The organism is Streptomyces sparsus, from assembly GCF_054776295.1.
Window position 1 is genome coordinate 1 of sequence record NZ_BAAHCA010001473.1, and the last position, 809, is coordinate 809.

Genomic DNA, 809 nt, shown 5'->3' on the forward strand with positions numbered 1-809 from the left:
GGCGCCGCCACCACCCCCGCGCCGCGCCCGTCGCACTCCCCGCGGCGTGAAGGAGCGCCGGCTGAAGACGAAGCGGCACCGCAGCGACCTCAAGCGCGGCCGGTCCGGCCGCGGCTGGGACTGAGCAGCGGCAGGACCGGACGTGCCCCGGTCGTGGCGGGTGCGCCCGTGACGGGAAACCGGCGCGGACGTCCGTCCACCGACAACTGGACTAGACCTTTCGTGGTCTCTCGGGCGAGACTGGCCCCGTGAAATACGTCATCGCCCTCGATGTGGGCGGCACCGGCATGAAGGCCGCCCTGGTCGGGGCGGACAGCGAGCTGCTGTACCAGGCCCGCCGTCCCACCGGACGGGAGCGCGGACCGGACGCGGTGACCGCCGCCGTCCTGGACTTCGCCGCCGACCTCCGCCGCGTCGGCATCGACCGGTACGACTGCGCCCCCGCCGCCGCCGGGGTCGCCGTGCCCGGCATCCTGGACGAGGCCGCCGGTGTCGTCCGGTACGCCGCCAACCTCGGCTGGACCGACGTGCCGCTGCGCGCGCTGCTCACCGAACGGCTCGACGGCCTGCCCGTCGCCCTCGGACACGACGTCCGCACCGGCGGGCTCGCCGAGGGCCGGATCGGCGCCGGGGCCGGTGTGGACCGGTTCCTGTTCGTGCCGCTGGGCACCGGCATCGCGGGCGCCATCGGCATCAACGGCCGCGTGGAGGCCGGCGCCCACGGCGGGGCGGGGGAGATCGGCCACATCGTGGTGCGTCCCGACGGCCCGGAGTGCGGCTGCGGTCAGCGCGGCTGCCTGGAGACGCTC

The 809-nt window shown here is 76.1% G+C and carries 1 protein-coding gene; it reads left to right on the forward strand.

The features are described from left to right. Positions 1–248 precede the first annotated feature (248 nt). A partial coding sequence (locus tag ACYVE9_RS29105; RefSeq protein ID WP_461030870.1) for an ROK family protein occupies positions 249–809 on the forward strand: 561 nt, incomplete at its 3' end.